The sequence below is a fragment of the Bradyrhizobium sp. genome, assembly GCF_036735945.1.
GTDB lineage: Bacteria > Pseudomonadota > Alphaproteobacteria > Rhizobiales > Xanthobacteraceae > Bradyrhizobium.
Genome location: NZ_DAINNI010000203.1, coordinates 1 through 5,706, shown reverse-complemented (window position 1 = coordinate 5,706; position 5,706 = coordinate 1). Strand labels below are relative to the sequence as shown.

At 64.9% G+C, this 5,706-nt stretch carries 7 protein-coding genes; all 7 read right to left on the bottom strand.

The genetic code is table 11. The features are described 5' to 3' along the window. Positions 1-143 (bottom strand): ATP-binding cassette domain-containing protein (locus tag V7E26_RS28945; RefSeq protein ID WP_324422809.1); only part of this gene is annotated, 143 nt, incomplete at its 3' end. Next, a complete protein-coding gene (locus V7E26_RS28940; protein ID WP_324422807.1) occupies positions 133-861 on the bottom strand; it encodes an ABC transporter ATP-binding protein in 729 nt (242 codons plus the stop codon). The genes V7E26_RS28940 and V7E26_RS28945, both read right to left, overlap by 11 nt. Continuing rightward, positions 858-1,823, bottom strand: coding sequence for a branched-chain amino acid ABC transporter permease (locus V7E26_RS28935; RefSeq protein WP_324422806.1), 966 nt, complete (start codon positions 1,821-1,823; stop codon positions 858-860). The genes V7E26_RS28940 and V7E26_RS28935 overlap by 4 nt, the downstream gene beginning before the upstream one ends. Further along, positions 1,820-2,686, bottom strand: a complete 867-nt coding sequence (locus tag V7E26_RS28930; RefSeq protein WP_324422808.1) for a branched-chain amino acid ABC transporter permease — start codon at positions 2,684-2,686, stop codon at positions 1,820-1,822. The genes V7E26_RS28935 and V7E26_RS28930 overlap by 4 nt, the downstream gene beginning before the upstream one ends. 51 nt (positions 2,687-2,737) lie before the next feature. Beyond that, on the bottom strand, positions 2,738-3,982 hold the full coding sequence (locus tag V7E26_RS28925) for an amino acid ABC transporter substrate-binding protein (protein WP_324422805.1): 1,245 nt from the start codon (positions 3,980-3,982) through the stop codon (positions 2,738-2,740). Positions 3,983-4,052: 70 nt separating this feature from the next. Further along, positions 4,053-4,988, bottom strand: a complete 936-nt coding sequence (locus tag V7E26_RS28920; RefSeq protein WP_324422804.1) for a dioxygenase family protein — start codon at positions 4,986-4,988, stop codon at positions 4,053-4,055. A gap of 237 nt (positions 4,989-5,225) precedes the next feature. Further along, on the bottom strand, positions 5,226-5,528 hold the full coding sequence (locus V7E26_RS28915; protein ID WP_324422803.1) for a hypothetical protein: 303 nt from the start codon (positions 5,526-5,528) through the stop codon (positions 5,226-5,228). Between the last annotated feature and the right edge of the window lie 178 nt (positions 5,529-5,706).

Here is a 5,706-nt window from a genome sequence, read left to right as displayed (position 1 = left end):
TTCATCAGCGTGCTCTTGCCGTTGCCGTTGGTGCCGAGCAGCGCCACGGTCTCGCCGGCCTCGACATGCAGCGTGACGCCGCGCAGCGCCTTGACGGCGCCGTAGCCGGCATCGAGGCCTTCGATGGCAAGGCTAAGTGCCAAGATAGGCCTCCTGCACCCGCTTGTTGGCCATCACCTCGTCAGGCACGCCGAGCGCAATGATCTTGCCGGCATCCAGGCACATCACCCGCTCCGAGAAACGCATCACCGCCTGCATGATGTGCTCGATCATGATGATGGTGATGTCCTCCTCGCCGAGGCTGATCAGGAGATCGAGCACCTCGTCGACCTCCGACGAGGACAGCCCGGCCATCGCCTCGTCCGAGATCAGGAGTTTCGGCCGCACCGCCATGGCGCGGGCGAGCTCCATCTTGCGCAATTCAACCTGACTCAGCGTGTCGCTGGGAGCATCCGCCTTCGCGGCAAGCCCCATCCGCGTCAGGATCGACATCGCGGCCTCTTCCTCCACTTGCCCCGAACCAACGCCGGCGAAGTCGAGCCCGACCATGAGGTTTTCCAGCACCGTCATGCTCCTGAACGGGCGCGGGATCTGGAAGCTGCGGGCGATGCCGCGGCGTGCGCGCAAATGCGGCGGCAGCTGGGTGACGTCCTCGCCGCCAAACACCACGCTGCCGGCGTTGGGTCGTAGCGCGCCGGAGATGCAGTTGATCAGCGTCGTCTTGCCCGAGCCGTTCGGGCCGATCAGGCCGAAGCGCTCGCCTTTCCTGATGTCGACGGTGATATTGTCGAGCGCGGTGAAGCCGCCGAAGGTTTTCGTGATGGCCCCGACCTGCAGGAGCGGCGCGTCGGCTGTGGTCATGGCTTGCCTCCCGCGCGCAGGCGATAGCGCGGCCGCAACAGCCCGATGATGCCCTTGGGCGCGGCGACCACGAACAGCACCAGCATGATGCCGAGCACCAGCACGTTGACCTCGGAAGAAATGGTCACGGAGAGAAGCTGCTGGGTCGAGCTGAGCAGGATGGCCCCCAGCACCGGGCCGATCCAGTGCGCGGTGCCACCGATCAGCGCCATCGCCAGCGCCGAGACCGAGTAGCTCAAATTGAACGCGGACGACGGGTCGGCATATTGCAGGTACATCGCGGCAGGCGCGCCAACCGCCGAAATCAGTGCGCCCGAGATCATGCAGGCGACCAGTTTCAGCTTCAAGGTCGGCACACCCGTGCATTCGGCGGCGAGTTCGTCGTCGCGGAGCGCCTGCAGGCCGCGGCCTACCTTCGAATTCTGGATGTAGCGCGCGGTCGCAACGGCCGTCACCGCCAGCACCGCCTGCACGAAGAACAGCATCTTCACGTAACTGTCGAACGGCGCCATCACCGGCGGCCGCTGCAGCTGGATGCCGGCGGCGCCGCCGACGAAGCGCCAGTTCATCACGAAGGTCTCGATGATGATCGCAAGCGCGATCGTCGCGATCGAGAAGAAGATGCCGCGCATGCGCAGGGTGAGAAGGCCGACGCCAAAGCCGAGCAGCATACCGACGACCGCGGCGGCGGCGATCTGCATCACAAGCGGCGCGCCGGTCGCCTTGAACAGCGCGACCGCCGTGTAAACGCCGATGCCGAAAAAGGCGTTGGTGCCGAAATTGACGTAACCGGCATAGCCGCCGAGGATGCTCCAGGCGACCGCGAGCCCGATGAACTGCAGGATGACGTAGCCGGCAAAGAACGGATATTCGTTGCGGACGATCTGCGTCATCGCCAGCACGGCGACGAGGAACACGGCGACGCCGGCCCAGAAGACAATGCTGTGGCGGCGTTTGGTCATCGGCCGAGCAGACCTTGCGGACGAACGGCGAGCACGGCAAGCAGCATCGCAAACGAGATCGCCGGCGCCCAGGAGGCGCCGAACATCGTCAGCACGACGGATTCGGCGACGCCGAGAATGATGGCGGCGATCAGCGTGCCGCTGATGCTGCCGAGGCCGGCCATGACCACGACGCAGAAGGTGCGCCCGATATAGGCGCGATCGAGCGTCGGCTCGACCGGCGCCACGATGATCAGGAGCGCGCCCGCAACCCCGAGCACCGCGGTGGCGATGCCGAAGGCGAACTGCTTGATGCGGACCGGATTGGCGCCCATCAGCCGCAGCGCCTCCTCGTCCTGCGCCACCGCGCGGATCGCGCGGCCCATGAAGGTCTTCGACAAATAGATGGCCAGCAGCGCCGTCAGCGTCAGCGCCACCGCGAATGCGACCAGTTGCCGGATCGGAATCCGCATCTCGCCGAAGCGCCAGGATTTGCCGATATAGGTCGCGGTGACCGAGCGCTGATCGACGCCGAAGTGCAGGACGATCAGCACCTCGATGATGAAGGCGATGCCGAAGAAGAACGCGATGCCGCGGACCGCGGCATCGCTGCCGCGCTTCTCGAAGGTCTCGTAGTAGATGCGGTAGGAGAGCAGGCCGAACAGGAAGAACAATGGCGTGATCAAGAGCCCCGCGAGCAGCGGGTCGATGTCATAGGACTCGTTGATCTGGTAGACGCCGTAGGACGCCAGCACCAGGAAGGCCGGGTGCGCAACATGCGGCACGTCGAGCAGCCCGAACGAGACGGACAACCCGACGCTGACGGCCGCATAGAAGCAGCCGAGCAGCACGCCGAGCAGCACTGCCCCGAGCAGCAGGTCCATCGAAAACACGTCAGCTCCCCCTTGGGCTCAAAGCCGAAAAAGCCTCAGGGCCTACTTTCGGGCTGCCTCGAAGGGACTGATGAGTTCGCCGGTCTTCAGCTTGTCCGGAAACAGGATCACCTGCCTGCCCGAGGAGCGGAACTGTTCGATGTCCTTGTCCTTGACGCCGCGGAACTGCGCCTGCAGCGTTGCGGTTTCCTTGCGCTCGCCGTCCGCCGAAAAGGCGATCGGTCCGACGATGGTCTTCATCTCGTTCTGGCGCAGATATTTGGCGATGCCCTTCTGGTCGAGCGACTTGGTGGAATTGACCGCCGCCTCGATCATCTCGCCCATCGCATAGCCGAACGGGGCCAGATAATAGCCGAGCGGATCAACCTTCGCCTCGATCGCGCGCTTGGTGTACTTGTCGAAGAACTCCTTGGTGCCGTCGAAATACATGCTCTTTTCCGGCAGCCAGGTGTTGTAGTTCACCACGCCATTGAGCAGCGAGCCGAGGTTCGACATCACGGCGGCGAACTGCAGGCCGACCATGCCGCCGCCGAAAATCTTGACGTTGTCGCTGACGCCGATCTCGTTCACGGCACGCAGGATGCCGGCCGAATCCGGTGGATACGAGGCGACATAGACGATGTCGGGCTTGGCGGCATTGAGTGCCCGGATGATCGAAGCGAACTCGACGGTGTTTGGCGGATAGACCTGGTCGAACACGATCGGGATGTTGCGCTGCTTGGCGACATCGCGCGCGGTCAGCGCGAGGTTCTGCGCGAATTCCTGGTCCGCCGTCAGCAGCGCCATGTTCTTGCCGCCGGCCTTCTGCGCCAGATCGAGGAACGAAGCGGCCCAGCTGTCGGCCGGACCCCAGGGCGCATTGTTGAACCACATGTCGTGGCCGACCTTGCTGTTCACCTGGAAAGAGAAATTGCCCATCAGCAGCAGGCCGCGCTGCTTGACGAACGGCATGATCGGCGCGGTCGGCACCGTCGCATAGGGCGCGAACAGCAGATCGACCTTGTCGACGTCGACCAGCTTGGCGTAGATCGCCGGCGTCTCCGAGGCGCTCGACTTGTCGTCATAGACGACGAGTTCGACCTTGCGGCCGAGCAGGCCGCCCTTGGCATTGATGTCGTCGCGCCAGATCTCGATGCCGAGCAGCGATGCCTTGCCGCCGCCGGCGAGACCGCCGGTCTGCGGCATCGACATGCCGATCTTGATCGGCGGTTGCTGGGCCAGGGCGCTCGACCCCTGTCCGAGCACCGCCACCGCCATCGCACCGCCGAGAAATGTCCTGCGCTTCATTGCTTCCCCCTGATTTGTCGTTGTGTCATTTCAGCTCCGCCGGATCTTCGTCCGGTCGCTCGCTTGAGGACTATCCAGCCCCCACGGTTTCGCCCTTGGCCGCCTGCTTGATGATCGCGGACGGATCGGCGCCGACGCGGCCGCTGGTCTTGTCGGCGGCGCTTTCGCGCGACAGCCGCATGTCGAAACGGATGCTCGGCATGCCCTTGATCGGACAATCCGGATTGTTGGCGGCCACGTCGACGGCGAGATCGCCGGACGAGCCGAACACGACATCATCGGCCAGGTGCGGATCGTCGCGCAGATAGAGCGCGGTGACGAGTTCGCGATAGCCGGCGGCGCCGACCAGGAAGTGGATGTGCGCCGGCCGCATGCCGTGCCGCGCCTGCGCCTTCACCATGGCGCCGACCGGCCCATCCATGGGTATGGAATAGCCCAGCGGCTTGACGGTCTTCAGCACGTAGATGCCGTTGGCGTCGGTGGTGAACACGCCGCGGTAATCGACCGAGGTCGCGCTGGCCTGGATGTCGTAGAGGCCGTCGGCGCCGGTCTGCCAGATCGAGACCGTGGCGTTCGCGACGGGTTTGCCCGCGGTATCGGTGACGCGGCCATGGAGCACGCACTCGGTGTCGGGCTTCGGATTTCTGGCGATCGAACTGCCCGCCGCCAGCGTCGGCGTCGCCTCGCGGTAGAACGGGCCGAGCAGGCTGGTATGGGTGGCTTCCTCGAGGGCGGTCGCGTCATGCAGGCCGTTGACCAGCGCCGACAGGCCGATTGTGTCCGACAGCAGGATGAATTCCTGCCGTTCCGGCGAGCACATCTTGCCGGCGGCGGTCATGAATTCGATGCCCTTGATCCATTCCGCCGGCGTCAGATTGACCTCGCGGGCGAAGGCATGGAGGTGTTTCACCGCCGATGCCATGATCATCTTCAGGCGGGGGTCCGGCGTCGTCGCCATCTGGTCGAGCACGGCATCCGTGATCGTTTCAGGCGTTAACTCACGCAATGTGTCACTCCCTGGCGCGCCGGCCGTTATTCGACCTGCCGGCTGTTGTTGCAGCAAGCCTAACCGCTTGTTGGGGATCAACACAAGGCGTTCGGAGGCGGCGTCCGCACCGTCTGCTACGAATTGCTGCGGGCGAACCGGGTCATATGGCCGCAAAACGGCGCGGCGGAACGCGCGGCCACAGCTTTCAGCGGCCCACGATTTTGCAATTGCACAATCAGGCTCGGGAGAGTGGGATCATTTCTCGCGGATCGGCGGCGCCACCTTCTCCGCCGGTGCGGGCGGCAGCGCGGGCTGAGCGCCCTGCTTCTGCGCTTCCGGGTCGGGACGGGCCGGCTGCGGCGGAATTTCCCGCGGCCGCTGGCCGGTCGTGGCGGGCTCCGGCGGCGCGGACGGCTTCGTCTCCGCGCCGGGCGTCGATTGCGTGGGCTGCGTCGCCTGCGCGATCTGCTGGCCGGCCCCAAGCTGCCCAAGCGAAAGCATTGAGATCGCCACGCCTGTCGCGACCAGCAGGGCCGCAAAAACCAGCTCCCGCTTCAAGGCACCCTTCCCGTCGTCAGCCATCATCATGGTCACCGCTAAATTGTTCGCGGCACCAACGATCGTGACGGAGCCTGGTTCCACGGAGCAGGTGCGGTGGAACGGCGCGCCAGCCGGGGAAGGAACTAGTACCCACTTTCCCTGGGAAGTGAGTCATGATTCAACATCGGGATGATAC

Excerpts from the sequence above, each read along its gene's own strand:
- V7E26_RS28935 (WP_324422806.1), bottom strand. The coding sequence starts at position 1,823 with ATGACCAAACGCCGCCACAGCATTGTCTTCTGGGCCGGCGTCGCCGTG.
- V7E26_RS28940 (WP_324422807.1), bottom strand. The coding sequence starts at position 861 with ATGACCACAGCCGACGCGCCGCTCCTGCAGGTCGGGGCCATCACGAAA.
- V7E26_RS28925 (WP_324422805.1), bottom strand. The coding sequence starts at position 3,982 with ATGAAGCGCAGGACATTTCTCGGCGGTGCGATGGCGGTGGCGGTGCTC.
- V7E26_RS28930 (WP_324422808.1), bottom strand. The coding sequence starts at position 2,686 with ATGGACCTGCTGCTCGGGGCAGTGCTGCTCGGCGTGCTGCTCGGCTGC.